The following is a 16,554-nucleotide window of genomic DNA, read 5'->3' as shown; positions in this document are numbered from 1 at the left end:
GTTAAGATGTTACGATAGTCTTACTATGATTTCTTTATCACTATTTTCAAATAATGCTACTTTATTTATCTGTTTGATGCTCGTATTTTGCTTGCCAAGTGGGTCAAAACTTGATACAGGAGGCAGGAGTTCAAGTTCTTCTTTAATCACTTTTACCTTTTCATTGTTTACTTCTATGTTTTTCTTTACTCCCTCAAAATTGTGCAAAACTAATTTGATTTTATCAAAACTACTTTTGTAATCTCCTTCTACCATAGAAAAAACAATAGCTTGATTTTCAGGAAAATAAGAAATATTACGTTTGTAATACTTACCTTTCTCATATTTATAGGTTTTGCCGTCATCTTCGTAATAGATAAAAGTAGAGCCTTCTGTGCCATAGTAAACATGAACTTCCAATATGCCATCGTGTTTTTCACCTGTACTTTGTACCAAAGATTGCATGAGCAAGATGCCTCCTGCCTTTACATACACAGGTAACAATTCCAGAGGGCAGTCTGCATAAATTTCCTCTCCTCCTTGGTATAAAGTATTGGAATAGAGGTAATACCATGCTCCTTTGGGTAGATAAACTTTGGTGATTTCTTTGTAGCTTTCTACAGGGCAAACGAGTAGATTTGCTCCAAACAGGTATTGATTTTGGAACTTTGGGGAGTAAATGTTTTCGTCAAAAGTATAGTCAATCGCCAAGCTACGCACTACGGGCAAGCCATTGCGGGTGGCTTCATAAAAGTAAGAGTAAATATAAGGCAAGAGCTTGTATCTCAATGAAATATAATTACGAGCAATGTCTTCTACCTCCTCGCCGTAGCTCCAAGGCTCTTGGTCTTTGGAGTTAATCATGCTATGTCCGCGAAAGAAAGCAGAAAAAGCCCCTATAGAGAGCCAACGCGCAAAAAGAGCCACCGAAGGTTCGCCAATAAAACCACCTACATCATAGCCAGCGACGGGCATACCTGAAAGCCCAAGCGCATTGACTAAGCGAATACCCGTCATCATGTGTTCGTCAGAGGAAGTATTATCTCCTGTCCAAATGGCTGTAAATCTTTGACTTCCGCAAAAAGCAGAACGAGTAAGCAAGAAAGGTCGCCTGCCTTTGAGCAGTTTTTTTGTTCCCTCAAAAGTTGCTCTTGTCATTTGCATACCATAGAGATTATGCACCCTTTTGAAAGAAGCTTTCTCACCGTCCATGTCAAACTCTATGAGGTCAGGAGTTCGCTGTCCCCAAGAGGCAGGCTCGTTCATGTCGTTCCAAAAGCCTTCTAAACCCATGCTTACATACTCTTTAAAACTTTCGCCCCACCATGCCCGAGTTTCCTCTTTAGTAAAATCGGGAAAATGACACCACCCAGGCCAGACTTGGGCAGTATAAGGCGTTCCGTCAGGATATTTAACAAAAAGGTCTTTTTTTATCGCTTTGTCGTAAGGTTTGTAGCCTTTTTCCACCTTAATACCCGGGTCGCACATCACTACTACTTTGAACCCCATTTCTTCTAACTTTTTGATAAGTTTCTCAGGCTCAGGAAAACGTTTTTCGTCCCATGTAAATAGTTTATAATCCTGCATATAGTGAATATCCAAGTAAATCACATCAGCAGGAATTTGCTTTTCTCGGAAAGTTCTGGCTAAGGTAAGGACTTCGCTCTCAGGGTAGTAGCTATAGCGACACTGCTGATAGCCCAAACTCCAAAGCGGAGGCATTTCCATTCTACCTGTGAGGAAGGTATAGTCCTCTATAATTTTGCTTACAGATTCATTATGAATAAAATAGTAATTCATCTCACCATCTTCAGCGCAAAAAGAAACAAACCTGTCATTAGATGCCCCAAAGTTGAAATGAGATTTGTAAGAATTGTCCATGAAAATTCCATAAGCCAAATTCTGATTTATCCCAATGTAAAAAGGGAAAGAGGCATAAATCATGTCTGAGTCCTCATCATAGCCAAATCGGTCAGTATTCCAGTGCGTAAAAGCACGTCCCCTGCGGTCAAGATTGCCAGTTTTTTCTCCTAAACCAATGAAATGTTCTCCTTCTTGCAAGATTTTATAAGTAGTAACCTGCTCTCCAATCCACGAAGTACCGAAGGCAGCATCGTCTTGGTTGATAAGTTTTCCTTCTTTGGTAAAAAAAGAAAAACGCATGGGATTTTTTGAGATTTGGAGCGTCAAGGTATTGGTAATAAGTCGGAAAGAATTGCCATTTTCTTCCATTAAAAAACTCAAAGGCTCAGGTTTGGCAATCACGGAATAGGAAAAATCTCGCTCTTCAAAATCTTCTTTTACAATCCTCAAACGAATAATAGAATGTTGATAAACAATAAGCTGAAACTTACCCAAAGTAGTTTCAAACTGTAAACCATTTTCTATAGGAAAATGAGCGATATAGTTACCAAGTGATTGATTCAGTTTGTTTTTCATGGGACTTCAAAAAAATAATGTTGATGTATGTAAAAGTAGGCAGGAAAATGTTATTTAAAGATGGACTTAGGCTAAGTAAGGTTTTTATTGATTCTGTTGATTTTATAATGAGTAACTTCAAGTAAGGTTGTTAGACGTCTTTGCAAAAAACAAGACTTTATCTTTTAATAATCTCTATAAATTCATTCTCAATATCCCAATCTCTTGCAAAAGTAATCATTGCAATAGCCTCCATTTCGCTAATGTAACCTTTTTTATTGTTTGCTTCGTGTACGGATTCTAAAAAATGAATGCGGGTTTTCTTGTCAAGGCTATTCATTACATTGCTCAAATAATTTCTTGCTCTATCAAAAGCATCATAGTAATCCTCTGCAATAAACTCCTCAGCCCATTTTTGTTCTTTTTCAGCATCTAACTCTGCTACAGTTTCCTCAATAATTTGCTGCTCGTCTTCATCACGACCATGATAATTAAAAATCACATTTTTCAGTAAAAGAAAGGCTTTTTTCTCTTCGCTACTCATTTATGCTGAACAATTAGTTATTTGCAAAAATAAGAGTTATTTATTCTTTACAAAAATAATTAAAAAAATTAATAGATAGGGGAGAATCTCTATGCAAGAATTAGCTTATTTTTGTAGAAAATTTGATATAAAAACTTATGAAAAAAATATTTCTCATAGCTACTCTTTCTTTACTTATCTCTTACTTACTGACAAGCTGCAAAAAAGAGGAAAATCGTCCTAATTTGGCTTTGGTAAGTGAGGTAGCCGATAGCCTGCTTGTCCCCACAGATACTAATATTGTGTTTACTGCGAATGTATCTATCCGCTTGCGAATCCTTCAAGCCAATGGAGGTATTTTTATTAGTGCTAACAGTGATAGCACTAATATTGTTTATCGGACTCCCAGAAATGTAGGCATTTACACCGTTCAACTCATTAATAAGGCAGATACTTCCCAAAAAATCCAACGTACTTTTATTGTAAGTCCACAGGTACAGCTATTTCGCGCTTTGCGTAGAGGTGGTCATGTACTTTCGTTTCGTCATGCACTTGCCGCCAATGGCTCGGATACTTTCAGAGATTTCTCTACTAATTGGTGGAAAAGCTGTGATAATACCGTAGCCCGCCAACTAACTATTCCCGACGGGCGAGTACAGTCTGAGAAAATGGGGCGAGCCTTGAGGGTATTAAAAATTCCTGTGGGCAGGATTATCTCCAGCGAGTATTGTCGATGCATACAAACTGCCCAATTCATGAACTTAGGCGTAAACATAGAAACATCTCCTTTGCTGACTTATTATGTCTATGACGAAGCCAATCGCTATGCTAATACTTTTAGGCTTATTAGGGAACAGGCTATCAGTAATAGGAATATTCTCTTTATTACTCATGTAGGCTACCCCAGTGTTCCGCCTAATCTCAATCCTGTGCTATCCACACTCAATCAAGGAGATGCAGGAGTATTTAGACTTAATCCTAATAATGCCGAACCAACTTATGTACAGGTCTTGAGAGCCAATGACTTGACAGATTTAATTAGGTAATGTTTTGGTAATAAGCCCTGATTTGTTGGGTAAAAAGTTCATATAGGACTTTCCACTCTACGGGGTAGCTTTCTAAAAGAGTCAAGTGTTTCTCTACAATGCTTGTATCTCCTCTTTTGGCAGGTCCTGTTTGAGCATTTTCAGGAGATAGTACAAACGCTTTTTGTACGGTTTCTTGTATTAGATTTTGGAGCAGGTCAAAGGGCATTTCGTTTCTTTCTAAAATTTCTTTACTAATAGTGAACAAAAAATTAGTGAAGTTACAAGCAAAGACTGCCGACAAGTGCAATACTTGGCGTTGAGGTGTGCTAATTTCATATACTTGGGAGCTAATACTCTCCGCCAACTCTATCAATACTTCTAAAACTTCTGCTTCGTTTGCTTCCAAGCAAATAGGCACATTTTTAAAGTTTACTTCTTTGTCTTTGGTAAAGGTCTGCAAAGGGTAGAAAACGCCAATATAGGCATTGGCTCTTTCTAATATCTCTAATGAATGTGTCCCAGAGGTATGCGCGATAATCACCTCCTCAGGCAAAGCAATCTGCTCTATTACCTCTTGGAGAGCATTATCACTAACACATACTAAGAAAATACTTGCTTGTGAATGACTAAAGTCTAAGCTATTGGTAGGTTTAGCGTTCCATAATGTCCGTGCTAATGCTTTGGCGTTGGCTAAATTACGGCTATAAACCTCTGTGATTTGATGCCCTTCTTTTTCTAAATTACTTGCTAAGTGCCAAGCTACATTGCCCGCTCCTATAATAGCAATTCTAAACATAATGCCTATCTATTTAATGTAATATTCAGTTGCTCTCTCGTATGGTAGAGAGAAGCTAAATATACTCCCTTTGTTTTCAACACTTTCTACCCATAATTCTCCTCCATTTTTTTCTACAAATTCCTTACTTAAAAGCAAACCCAAGCCACTTCCTTTTTCGTTGGCTGTGCCATGCTTAGAAAAATGGGTGCTACCAAATAGCTTACTCATCTCTTCTTTGCTTATGCCCCTGCCATTATCTTTGACATCAACGATTACGCATTGTTTTTCTTCACTTACATAGGCGGAAATAAGTACCACTCCTTTAGGAAAACTATACTTTATTGCATTATGCAAGAGATTGCGTATTAGAGTTTTAATCATTTCTACATCTGCAAAAACAGTTATATTTTTAGGTATTTGATTTTCTAAATGGATATTTTTCAATTGGGCTTGAGAAGTTAGTAGTTCTATATTTTCCTGTACTAATTCATATAAAACAACCGTTTGGGGGTATATTTTTAAACCTTGCATTTGACTGCGCGTCCAGTTCAACAAATTGTCGAGCAGGTAAGAGGTAGATTGTAAATCATTAGAGAGCTTATCTATCAAACTATCTTGTTCTGAATCCGTCAATAGGTGTGTTTTAAAAAGTAAAATAGCTCCCTTCAATGAAGCCAGAGGATTGCGTAGGTCGTGAGAAATGATAGAAAACAGTTTATTTTTAAAAGCATTGAGTTTTACTTGTTCTTCTTTTTGTAATAGGATTTCATCATTGAGGCGTGCAAGTTGGTTGTTTTGTATTTTAATTTGCTCTCTTTGAAAAATTAGCTGTCTATTGACTTCTTGTTTTTGTCGGATATTTTTGTAAAGAAAAACGCCTATGATAATCGTTCCTAAAAGCACGATGCCAAGCAAATAAAGCATATCTTGCTTCTCTTCGTTTTGCTGCTGTAAGGTTTGAATGGCTTTTACCTTATTAGTAACGTCATATTTAGTTTCCGTTTCAACGATTTGAGTGTTTCTCTCTATTTGTTTGATGCTGTCTTTGAAGTGGTTGAGGATTTTTTCGTATTGGTAGGCTTGTTGATAATTTTTTTGAAAAGCGTAAATACTGGCTAAATATGTATAAAATTCTTCTATAAGTTCTGTAATCCCAGAATTTTTAGCTACAGAAAGTCCATGTTGCAATTTTATGATAACAGAGTCAGGCTGGTTTTGTAATAAATTAATATCTGCTAACTGATTTAGCACCAACAACTTTCCCCTAATATTGTTCAGCTTATTAAATGTGAGATTAGCTCTGTACAGATAAGTGTATGCTTGTTCGTAGTCTTTTTGCTCTTTGTAAAGCCCTCCCATGTCAAAATACACATTGGCAATGAGGTTTTCATTGTTGAGTTCTTTCCAAATTTTTAGAGCAATGGAATAATTTTTTTGTGCGGACTGATAGGCTTTTCTCCCTGTATCAATACGTCCTAAGGTAAGATGACAAAAAGCAACGCCATCAGGAAAATTACCTTCCTTAAAAATTTGTGAGGCTTTATTCACAAAAACGAGGGCTTGATGTATTTTATGCTCGTCTTTCCGATAAATTTCAGCAATGCTGTGGTAAGCATAGCCAAGTTGGTCTTGATGCAAATTGGTTTGAGCAATGCCTAACGCCTCAAAATAATAAGCTAAAGCTAAGTCATACTCAGCTTTATTGTTATGAAGCAAGCCAAGATGATTAAGCGTTTTGGCAAGCAAATATGTGTATTGTTTAGAACGAGCCAATTTCTCGGCTTGTTGGCAATATGTCGCTGATTTTTTAATGTTAATATTGCGATAAGCCCAGCATAGTTCTACCAATACAGCCGTTTTCAATGAGTCTTCGGTAAGAGTAGGTAAAATAATTTCTAAGCTATCAGTTCTATTGACTTGTGCCGAGAGGTGAAAGTGAATAAAAAAGATATAAATAAGTAAAAATATTTTAAAAAAATACCCTTTCATGAAGAATGACCTCCTTTATACACTCTGGGCAGGGTAAAGCTAAATGTACTACCTTCATTTTCAATACTTTCTACCCAAATTGTGCCATTGTTTTTTTCTACGAAATCTTTGACAAGGAGCAGACCCAAGCCACTCCCTTTCTCATTAGACGTACCTTGCTTAGAAAAATGCTCGATTCCAAAAAGTTTGTCTTGTTCTTGCTTAGTCATTCCCCTTCCTGTATCCTGCACAGCCGTAATTACATAGTCATCTATAAGAAAAGCATTGACCCTGACAGTTCCCATAAAAGAGGTATATTTGATAGCATTATGAATCAAGTTTCGTACTATTAGCTTGGTCATTTCTACATCTGCCGTAACATAAATATCCGCAGGAATATTAGATTGTAGCGATATTTTTTTGTTCTCAGCTTGAGGTCTGAACAAGTTAAAGTTTTCTTCTATTATGCTGCTTAGGTTTACTTCTGTTTTATCTATTTTCAATCCTTGCATCTGTGTTCTTGTCCAGTTGAGTAGATTGTCCAAAAGGTAAGAAGTTGCTTGTAAGTCATTAGAGAGCCTATCTATCAAATTATTTTTCTCCTGTGCGGACAAAAAGTCTGCATTTAATAGCTCAAGCGCACCTTTGAGCGAAGCAAGCGGATTGCGCAGGTCATGGGAGATAATAGAAAAAAGTTTATCTTTGAAATGGTTGATTTTTTCCTGCTCTTCTTTTTGTTGAGTAATAGATACATTTTGGGCTAAAATGTCCTTATTCAATTGCGCTAACTTATCATTAGTGTCTTGGATTTGCTTTTTTTGGAAAAGTAGTTGTTCATTATGCCTTTTCCTTTGTTGAATATTAAAGTAAAAAACTATACCTGTAATAAGCAATAAAAAAGCGATGACAAAACTCAGGTAAATGATAATTCGTTGGTTTTGATTTTCTGCTTTGAGGAGTTCTATGTCTTGCAGTCGCTTGTCAGTCTGGTACTTAGCTTGTATTTCTTGATTTTTCTCCTCCTTCTCTCTGTCCAACAGGCTATCTTTGTATTCTGAAAGCATACGCTGATAATGATAGGCATTGACATAGTCATTTTTACCAACATAGATATCTATGATATTCGTATAGACATCTTTGATAATTTCTGTAATGCCTGTTTGTTGGGCTAATTGCTCGCTTTTCTTAGAATAAGCAAGGGCATTTTCCCATTTCTTTTGAAAAGTATAGACTCTTGCCATTCTATTGAATACAGTAATCTGCCCTCTTATATCTTGTAAGCTTAAAAAAATAGTTTCTGCCTTGCGCAAAGACTCTAATGCTTCTTCGTACTTCCCTTGCTGTAACAGTGTTTCTCCGATGAGAGAATATACCGCTCCTACACCTTCTTTACTGTTCATTTTTTGGCGAAGTGATAAAGATTGCTGGTAAAAGTTCATAGCTTTGGGGTAATCACGAATTTTAGTATAAACTTCTCCTAAGGTCAGGTAGCAATAAGATAAGCCTAATTGATGATTCAGTTTCTTAAAAATAACTATGCTTTGTTGGGTATATTTGATAGCCTGCTCATAGTTGCCTTGCTGTTGGTTCATCCTCCCCATACTTTGGTAAAGATACCCTAATCTTTCCGTGTAGTTATACTTCTCAGCAAGTTCTATGACCTTGTAATAGTACTCCAGACTTTCTGCATATTTCCCTTTACTTTGAGCAATCACGCCAAGATATTGGTTAGCAAGTGTAATAAGATAAGGCTTATTGGCTTTCTCAGCCAATCGGAGGGCTTCTTTCCCATATTTTTCTGCCGAATCAGAGTTGATATTTCTGTATCTCCAGCATATATCAGTGAGGATTTTTATGTAAACGGTGTCCTTAGAAACAAGTAAAAGACGTTTTAGACTGTCTATCTCATTCTGTCGAGAAAACACGTCTAAATGCAGTAAGAATAAAAAACCAACAATTAATAAGTATTTTTTAGAAAAAAAATAGGACATTCTCTAATCAAAAGTTGAATCAATACTATACTAAGGCTATCCATCAGTGAATATTTATTTTAGGTAAAAAAGCAAGAGAGGTAATATATGCATTTATCAAAAGGCATACCATAGGGCAAATAACTTGCTAAAGTACAAAATTTGCTTTATTAAATACTATTTTTAAAAAATATTTAGTGAAGTGAAATAGATTATACTATTTGTTACTGATGTCCTATTTCTATGATAAGTGGCACTACTAAAGACTGCTCTGCATGGGTAGTTTTTACGGAAAAACTAATTTTATCCTGCTTGTATTGTGTTTGGAAAGGAATAATTGCCCTGCTACCAATCGCCTGATACACCCTATCTTTAACAGAGCCTGTCCCTGATTCCATTTTTTTTACTAAGTCGTCAATGTCCAAAGGCTTCTTAGCATACAGCACACAGACAAAATCGCTGCCTTTGGTTTGGTCTAACTGCAAGAAATGGTCTTCGCTTGGGAAAGCTACCGTTCCCCTCTTATACCCTAAAAGAGGGCTGGTAAATTTATCGTAAGGGAAAAGTACGGAAAACTTATTGCTCAAATCAGTACCTATGGCATACATGTACACGGGTTCTTGATGACTGACAAAAAACTGAAATGCTGTGCCAGAGTAGTAGTTTTGCTTCATTTTATAAATACCGTTTTTGAGGGAAGCAGACATGACTTGCCCGTCAGATTTTTTAAAAGAAACTTCTCCTGCAAAAAAAACTTCTTGCTCGGGTTTGCTGTCTATAGCCTCGGCAGGGAAATCACCTACTTCGTAAGCCTCTACGCAGTTTTTCTCAAAATCACTGTATTTTATCCAGATAAATCCCTCGTTCCCCCAAGCAGGTCCCCAGCTATTCATGATTTCTACTGCCCCGCCAAACTTGTTATCGTCATAGCCTATGACAGTCATTGCATGATACCCTTTATTGGCATCGTTAGAGGTAGGTGGATTCCAAATACCTTTGGCTTTTTCCAGAGATGCAAAGCAACGCATAGAAACAATGACAGGTTTCCCTTCGGAGAGGCTTTTTTTCACTACTTTAATAATCCCTCCTGCAAGGTTATTGTTTACTCCGTACATAAAAAGCCGTTTATAATCTTGAATGACAAACTTGCCAGCCCTTGCTTTTTCTGACGCTTTTACTTCTCTCTCGCAATCATAACCAAATTCTTTGAAAGATAGGCAACCTTGGGTTTTGAGTAAATACAGCGCATCAGAGATATACGCTCCATAAAAGCAATCTCCTGTAATTTTGATTTGGTTATATACATAAGAAGGAGAGAAAGCCATATTCATAATAGCCTCTTTTGTAGAGATATTTTTGCGTTTGGCATAAAGAATAGTACGAGAAGCATAAGCAGCAGACCAAGCCGTACAGGTGCCCAAATTGCCTTGGTCGCCCGGAATAGGGCAGTATTCTTTGAGCGAAGCAGAGGCTGGCACTTTGTAATCTCCACGCATCAAAGGTGCGCTCATAGGAACTTCCATGTATTTGGCTGAGTCAACCAAGCACCCAGTAGCATACTGGGCATAAACGAAATACGGGCTGTAAAAGCCGATGAGTAAGAGGTAAAACAGTCTTTTATATAACATAATAAAAAAGCAGATAATCAAAAAATGATGCCCCAATGAACTACAGGTTTTAATAACAAACTGCGAACCAAAAAATCATGACAAAATCTTGTCCAAAATTTGCATACTTATCTTTCTCTGCCGATGAAAGTTGGCTACACTCACAATATAGTTAAATAAACCAAAGAACAAAGCTAAAAGCGGATAGAAATATCCTTGGACAAAGAGCAAAGTCAAAAGAAAAATCAGCAAAGGAATGACCGTCCAGATAAAAAGCAAAATTTTGGTGGTGTAGAACATCTCGCAAGTGATGAAAAGAATGCTCCCTGTTTTTGTACCTTCTATTTTTCCCTTTATCACTGGCAAAAAAGTATTGGCTTGGGTTATCATACGAGAAATTTGAAAACCATCTGTATCTATTTTTCCATTAAATTCACGTCTAACAGGGTTACTTTCTTTGCCTTCCTCTTTGGTAAACTCTCTCAATCGCTCCAAGATTTGTTCTTGAGTATAAGAAGATACAAAGGTCTGTTTGTAATAAGGAAAAATAGCTACTTCTTTCAATATCATTACCCTTACTTACCTTGAAAATTGGGCTTCCTTTTTTCCAAAAAAGCACCTGCTCCCTCTTTGAAGTCTTGCGTAGAAGCTGACTTAGCAAAAGCATCTGCCTCCACTTCATAGCCATTTTGATAAACCGCATTGGCAGAGCGAATTACCTGAGCAATTGCCACAGGGGCTTTTTGCTTGATTTTTTCTAACATTTCAAAAGCCTTCGGTAAAAGTTGCTCGGCAGGAAGTACATAGTTTACCAAGCCCCAACTAAGTGCTTCTGAAGCTCCTATCATGTCTGCCGTCATCATTAGTTCTAAGGCTTTTCCCTTGCCGATGAGTTGGGTGAGCCTTTGAGTACCTCCATAACCAGGGATAATTCCCAAATTGACCTCTGGCTGTCCAAACTTAGCATTTTCGGAGGCAAGGCGAATATGACAAGCCATAGCCAACTCGCAACCTCCTCCAAGAGCAAAACCGTTCACCGCCGCAATCACAGGTTTAGGACAGTTTTCTATTTTAAAAAATATCTCATGCCCTTTTTGAGCCATCGCTTTAGCATCTGTGCCAGCCATGCCAATAAATTCAGAAATATCTGCGCCAGCTACAAAAGCTTTTTCTCCTGCCCCTGTTAGTACCACCCCTTTGATATTTTCCTCTTGGTAAATCGCATCAAAGGCTTGACTAATTTCACGCATGGTTTGTTGGTTAAGTGCGTTAAGTTTATTAGGTCTATTGATAGTAAGTAAAAGGATTTGGTCTTTTACCTCCCAAAGTAAATTTTCAAATTGCATAGAGAATGAGAAATATAAATATTAAAAAAATAGTAACTTTACTTGCCAAAGATAGGAAAAAATAGAGGAAAAGAATTACTAATTGTAAAGGTAAGTAAATCGTTTTTTTTCTACTTTGGGCTTATGCTTGAGATGCGACCTTACTTCTTTGTTCCAAAACTCCTCTGAAAGTGCATTTTTGATACTCCTATAGATATGGGATAACATTTTCCAATACAGTTGTAAAGGATTTTTACAATACACACATAGAAGTAACCACTTACGCAAACCTTTGCTATTAGATATTTTATCGATTACTCTGTCTTTAGCGATGTGCTTAGAACCAAGTAAAAAATACAAGTCATTTTTTTGACCTAACTTATCCATCTGAGAGGAAAGTTCTATCAAATACAGTATTTGCTGATAGGCTGTTTCATCAAGAAAGTAGTTCATAATAAAATCATTTGCTTAAAAAACTATGCTTTTACAAAAAAGTTTATGAATTAAAATTTTTCTTTTCCCTACCCCTTCCTTACCTTAGCAATAAGCAATTATCAATAAATGATTAATACCATGAAGCGACTTTCACTCACTCTTTTGTACATATTTTTACGTACAAAACTAATTACTGTAATCTTCCTTTTGCTTGTGTTTTTACAAGCAAAGCTAAGCACACAAGAGCTTTTTGCCCAAAAAAGGCAAGCACGAGCTACTGAAATTTTTGACAAGTCTTTGTACTCTGCTATGGAGTGGCGAAACATCGGTCCCTTTCGTGGGGGCAGGTCTGTAACAGCCACTGGAGTAGTGGGACAGCCTTTGGTCTATTACTTTGGGGGCGTAGGTAGTGGGGTCTGGAAAACTGAAGATGCAGGGATTTCTTGGAAAAATATCTCTGATAATACCTTCAAAACAAGCTCGGTAGGAGCGATTACAGTAGCAGAAAACGACCCCAATGTAATTTATGTAGGCATGGGCGAACACGCTGTACGTGGAGTAGCTACTTCCTTTGGCGACGGGGTCTATAAGTCCACCGATGCAGGGAAAACTTGGTCACACTTAGGTTTGGAAAAGACTTTGCACATTGCAGAGATTTGCGTTCATCCTCAAAATGCAGATATTGTTTATGTCGCAGCTCAGGGAGCTTTGCATGGGGCGAGCAGGGACAGAGGCATTTACAAAAGTACAGATGGAGGAAAGTCTTGGAAACAAGTCCTTTATACCGATGAGAACACGGGAGCAGTAGATTTGAGCATGGACATGAATAACCCTCGTATCTTGTATGCTGCGATGTGGGAACACCGCAGGACACCTTGGCAAGTACAAAGTGGTGGGGAAGGTTGTGCTATTTTGAAATCCACTGACGGAGGAGAAACTTGGAAAAAATTAAGCAAAGGGCTGCCTGAAAAAATGGGCAAAATTGGCGTTTCAGTTTCCAGAGCAAACTCAGAAGTCGTCTATGCTAACATAGAAGCAGAGGGAGAAAAAGCAGGTGTTTATCGCTCTAATGACGGAGGAGAAACTTGGACGCAGACTTCCAAAGATAGAACTACGGTGGCTCGAGCTTGGTACTACATAGAAATCTATGCAGACCCACAAGATACCGAAACAGTATATGTACTTAATGCCCCAACCTTACGCTCTATTGACGGCGGAAAAACTTTTACTCCTGTTCCCACGCCCCACGGCGACAATCACGACCTTTGGATTAACCCCAAAGACAACAAAAACATGATTAATGCCAATGATGGCGGTGCAAATGTTTCCTTTAACTATGGAAAATCTTGGTCGACCCAACAAAACCAACCTACTTCGCAGTTTTATAGAGTAAGTGTAGATAATCAGTTCCCTTACAACGTCTATGGAGGTCAGCAAGATAATACTTCGGTAAAAATCGCCAGTCGCACCGACGGCAATGGCATTACTTGGAAAGATTGGTCAATCTCAGCAGGTTGCGAAAGTGCGTATTTAGCTTTTGACCCCGAGAATCCCGACATTGTTTTTGGTGGTTGTTATCAAGGAATAATTGATATGTTAGATACAAAAACAGGCGAAGCAAAAAGCATCATGGCGTACCCTTACTTAGGTTTGGCAACACAAGCCCAAAACGTGAAATACCGCTTTAATTGGAACGCACCTATTTTAGTTTCCAAACACAACAAATCAACGCTTTACCATGCTGGGCATGTACTTTTAAAATCCTCTGATAAAGGCATGAGCTGGACAGAAATTAGCCCAGATTTAACTCGTAATGAAAAAAATAAACAAGGTTGGGGAGGAACCTCCCTTACCAATGAAGGAGCAGGCGGCGAAGTTTACAACACGATTATGTATGTCATGGAGTCTCCTCATGAGGCAGGTACGATTTACGTAGGCACTGATGACGGCTTAGTACACCTCACCAAAGACGAAGGAAAAACTTGGCAAAACATTACTCCCCCTAACATAGGTGAAGGAATTATCAATGCGATTGAGATTTCCCCTCACGACAAAGCAACCGCCTATATTACCTTGATAAAATACAAAACCAATGATTATCAGCCTTATATCTACAAAACAACAGATTACGGCAAAACTTGGACAAAAATTACCAATGGAATCAAAGACAATCACTTTGCCAGAGTAGTCAGAGAAGACCCCAAACGCAAAGACTTACTTTATGCAGGCACGGAACACGCCTTGTATCTCTCTTTTGATGGTGGGGCAAATTGGCAGGATTTCCAACTAAATATGCCTGTAACTCCTATCAATGACTTAGTCGTTCATCAAAACGATTTGGTTGCAGCTACTTCGGGTCGTTCCTTCTGGATTTTAGACGATTTGACCCCTTTGCACCAACTCAATCAGGAAGTAGCAAAGGCGGATATGCACCTATTTAAGCCCAGAGATACTTACAAACTGAATGGAGGGAGTGGAGGAAGTGAAGGGCAAAACCCACCCAATGGAGTGATGATTTTTTATTATCTTAAAGCCAAGACAGACAGCACTTTGACCCTTGACATCATAGACCCAAGTGGGAAAATAGTGCGTTCTTACTCTTCTAAAAAAGACGTAGTCGTGCCTAATCCTTTGCGAATTACAGGCGACCCTACTTTGGAAACTTCTGAAGGCATGAATCGCATCGTTTGGGATTTTAGAACTGAAAATCAAGTACTTGTACCAGATATTTTCTTACCCAATAGCTTGGCGGGTTACAGAGTAAAACCAGGGAAATATACTGTCAAAATCAAACTCATGGGCAAGGAAATGAGCCAAACTTTTGAGCTACTGCCCGACCCACGTATTAAAGCGACTGCTGCTCAGTACGAAGAACAGGCAAAAGTTTTGGAACAGATTTACAATCAACTTAATGAAATTCACGAAGGAGTGAACAAAATGAACAAGGTCAAAGAGCAAATCAAAATCATCAGCGAAATGAGTGAAAGCAAATCTTTGAAGGAAGAGGCAGAAAAATTGATGAAGAAAATCAATGACTTAGAGGGAGAACTTATCCAAAGAAAGCAAAAAACTTTTCAAGATGTGATTAACTTCCCCAATAAACTCAATGCGGATTTTGCTCACTTGAAAGAGGAAATAGTCGATACTAACAACCCTGCTGTTACTGAAGGAGCAAAGAAACGCTTGCAAGACCTGAGTGCTACTTGGCAACAACGCAAGGCAGAAATGCAAAAAATCCTGACTGAAGACGTGCAAAAATTCAATGACCTCTATAAGCAACAAAGCCCTAATCCTGTGAGGGTGCCAGAGGGAAGGTAGAGAACAAAAAATTTCATAAGTTTTATTAGGTTTCAATAGATATTCGTTCCTGATTTCTCCTGCCCCACTCAGCCCTCTCCATTGGAAGGGCAAGGGAGGGGCAGAATCAAAGAACAGATTTCTTGAATATCAATAGATGAGATTGCTCCTATCTCACGATTGCTCAATTCTTTTCTTTTTCTTCAATCTTCGTTTTTACGGCTCTTAGAATACTTACAATTTGGAAAATATCTTCATCAGAAGCATTATAGGCATTGCTTACTGCATAGTCTTTGCCCTCCAAGATAATAAAAAACCAAAATCTACCCATCACATAGCAGCCATATAAGGTGTTATCTCCATTATGTGCTTGTGCAACTAACATTTCCGCCAAAAGTTGAGCAAGTGGGTCATTGGCACTTTTTTTCTCTTGCTTATATTCATGTAGGAAGAAAAAAGGATGTTCAGGCTCGTCAATACCATTAGCAATGACAAAATCTACAATCCCGTTGATTTTTATTCCATTTACTTCTGCGGAGAGAGGTCTTTGTGTAAATATCTTTGCATGAGCAGTTTGTAGGTCTGCAATCGCTATCAACTGACTTATGAACATAAATTTGAGTTCGTCTTCATTCCAAATGATAGCATTAATGCTTAGCTCTTTGGCAAGTTTACGAAGTGCTTTTTCTTCTGTACTGTCAAAAGTGGTTTGTGAAGCCAACCAAGTGTCAAGCGGTGCAAAGTTTTCATTGTGTCTTCTAAGCCCAAAGGTGTGGTGCAGCTCTCCTATTTTCCATTTTTCAAAAGTTTTAGTCATCTTCCTTTTACCATTTTTATCCACAAAAATATGCAAAATCTGCATAAATTGCTAAAACCATTTTAAAAGCCTATTTATACTAAAAAGTAAAAGGTTTTGAAATTTGGATTAGGAAAATTACGAAAAAAGTACAATATTTGGTAATCAAATTAGTAAAAATGTTATCACAAGCAGACTATGATTTACTAAGGGAGTTACAACACAATGAACGCTATGCCAGAGCGTACAAGAAGATAACTGTGCTTTTAATGCTTCATTTGGGTCAAAGTATGGAGGTGATTAGTGCCAGTTTAGGCATCAGTGAAGGAACAGTGAGGAACTATCGGCAGCGATATGAGCAAGTAGGTTTGGAAGCCTATTTACAAGATAATTATCAAGGTTATACAGGCAAGTTGAGTGTGGCACAGCA

At 37.9% G+C, this 16,554-nt stretch carries 13 protein-coding genes; 3 read left to right on the top strand and 10 right to left on the bottom strand.

What is annotated here, in order from left to right:
- Positions 1-9: 9 nt before the first annotated feature.
- Both BM141_RS15725 and BM141_RS15720 read right to left on the bottom strand, forming a co-directional pair.
- Positions 10-2,418, bottom strand: a complete 2,409-nt coding sequence (locus BM141_RS15725; RefSeq protein ID WP_091548371.1) for a glycoside hydrolase family 31 protein — start codon at positions 2,416-2,418, stop codon at positions 10-12.
- A gap of 157 nt (positions 2,419-2,575) precedes the next feature.
- On the bottom strand, positions 2,576-2,941 hold the full coding sequence (locus tag BM141_RS15720) for a hypothetical protein (protein ID WP_091548368.1): 366 nt from the start codon (positions 2,939-2,941) through the stop codon (positions 2,576-2,578).
- 137 nt (positions 2,942-3,078) lie between these two features.
- On the opposite strand from BM141_RS15720, the gene BM141_RS15715 reads away from it, so the two are divergent.
- Positions 3,079-3,966, top strand: coding sequence for a histidine phosphatase family protein (locus BM141_RS15715; protein ID WP_091548367.1), 888 nt, complete (start codon positions 3,079-3,081; stop codon positions 3,964-3,966).
- On the opposite strand, the gene BM141_RS15710 is transcribed toward BM141_RS15715, so the two are convergent.
- The 7 genes from BM141_RS15710 to BM141_RS15680 all read right to left on the bottom strand — a co-directional run bounded on the left by BM141_RS15710 (position 3,959) and on the right by BM141_RS15680 (position 12,049).
- A complete protein-coding gene (locus BM141_RS15710; protein ID WP_091548365.1) occupies positions 3,959-4,744 on the bottom strand; it encodes a Rossmann-like and DUF2520 domain-containing protein in 786 nt (261 codons plus the stop codon). The two genes, BM141_RS15715 and BM141_RS15710, sit on opposite strands and share 8 nt — an antisense overlap.
- Positions 4,745-4,753: 9 nt before the next feature.
- Positions 4,754-6,715: a tetratricopeptide repeat-containing sensor histidine kinase gene (locus tag BM141_RS15705; protein ID WP_091548363.1), complete on the bottom strand. Its 1,962-nt coding sequence runs from the start codon at positions 6,713-6,715 to the stop codon at positions 4,754-4,756.
- Positions 6,712-8,619 (bottom strand): tetratricopeptide repeat-containing sensor histidine kinase, encoded by a 1,908-nt coding sequence (locus BM141_RS15700; protein ID WP_221407691.1) that lies wholly within the window; start codon positions 8,617-8,619, stop codon positions 6,712-6,714. Before BM141_RS15700 ends, BM141_RS15705 begins: the two co-directional genes overlap by 4 nt.
- A 269-nt stretch (positions 8,620-8,888) precedes the next feature.
- On the bottom strand, positions 8,889-10,292 hold the full coding sequence (locus tag BM141_RS15695; protein WP_091548359.1) for a C1 family peptidase: 1,404 nt from the start codon (positions 10,290-10,292) through the stop codon (positions 8,889-8,891).
- Positions 10,293-10,367: 75 nt separating this feature from the next.
- On the bottom strand, positions 10,368-10,841 hold the full coding sequence (locus BM141_RS15690; protein WP_091548357.1) for a hypothetical protein: 474 nt from the start codon (positions 10,839-10,841) through the stop codon (positions 10,368-10,370).
- A gap of 5 nt (positions 10,842-10,846) precedes the next feature.
- Positions 10,847-11,617, bottom strand: a complete 771-nt coding sequence (locus BM141_RS15685) for an enoyl-CoA hydratase/isomerase family protein (RefSeq protein WP_091548355.1) — start codon at positions 11,615-11,617, stop codon at positions 10,847-10,849.
- 78 nt (positions 11,618-11,695) lie between these two features.
- The gene (locus BM141_RS15680; protein WP_091548353.1) at positions 11,696-12,049 is read right to left on the bottom strand and encodes a hypothetical protein; all 354 of its coding nucleotides are present in this window, start codon (positions 12,047-12,049) and stop codon (positions 11,696-11,698) included.
- Positions 12,050-12,244: 195 nt separating this feature from the next.
- On the opposite strand from BM141_RS15680, the gene BM141_RS15675 reads away from it, so the two are divergent.
- Positions 12,245-15,349 (top strand): VPS10 domain-containing protein, encoded by a 3,105-nt coding sequence (locus BM141_RS15675; RefSeq protein WP_245764075.1) that lies wholly within the window; start codon positions 12,245-12,247, stop codon positions 15,347-15,349.
- 163 nt (positions 15,350-15,512) lie between these two features.
- Here the strand turns inward: BM141_RS15675 and BM141_RS15670 are convergent, their stop codons facing one another.
- Positions 15,513-16,145, bottom strand: a complete 633-nt coding sequence (locus tag BM141_RS15670) for a hypothetical protein (RefSeq protein ID WP_143090950.1) — start codon at positions 16,143-16,145, stop codon at positions 15,513-15,515.
- 158 nt (positions 16,146-16,303) lie between these two features.
- On the opposite strand from BM141_RS15670, the gene BM141_RS15665 reads away from it, so the two are divergent.
- Positions 16,304-16,554 (top strand): helix-turn-helix domain-containing protein (locus tag BM141_RS15665; protein WP_143090949.1); only part of this gene is annotated, 251 nt, incomplete at its 3' end.

This window comes from Thermoflexibacter ruber (assembly GCF_900113045.1).
GTDB classification, from domain to species: Bacteria; Bacteroidota; Bacteroidia; order Cytophagales; family Thermoflexibacteraceae; genus Thermoflexibacter; species Thermoflexibacter ruber.
The sequence above is the reverse complement of the archived record's forward strand: the minus strand, read 5'-3'. Positions and strand labels throughout refer to the sequence as shown.